General features: G+C 61.3%; 1 pseudogene. It reads right to left on the reverse strand.

From position 1 onward, the window contains the following. Positions 1-434, reverse strand: a pseudogene (locus tag OZ411_RS43510) (IS5/IS1182 family transposase); the annotation flags it as partial.

Consider the following 434-nt stretch of genomic DNA (forward strand, 5'->3'; position numbering starts at 1 on the left):
TTCGTCACCTCATGCGTCACAATCAGATGGTGCTCGGTGTCCACGGCGATCTGTACGTTGTAGCCGACGACGCCGGAGCCCCGGCCGCTCGTCGCCATCGAGCAGCTGTCGGGATCGGTCAGGGAGATTTGCTGATCGGGCGACGCAAGCATCTGCTTCTCGTAGACAGCAAGCTTGCCCGTTTCCTCCTTCAGCTTCGACAGCTTATCGGTAAGTCTTGTTACCTTCGCGGCCAGCGCTTCCGTCGGCTCCTGTCGGTCGGCCGTGTCAAGTTGGCTCAGATAGCGCGCGACGCTCTCCTCCAGCTGCGCACGCCGCCGTTCCACCTTCGCGCGCGTGAAGTTCTTGTCCCGGTTGTTCACGGCTTTGAACTTGCTGCCATCGATGGCGACGCTCGTCGTCGCGAGAAGGCCCATTTCACGGCAGAGTTCGAC

Origin of the sequence: Bradyrhizobium sp. Arg237L (assembly GCF_029990105.1) — a bacterium.
GTDB lineage: Bacteria > Pseudomonadota > Alphaproteobacteria > Rhizobiales > Xanthobacteraceae > Bradyrhizobium.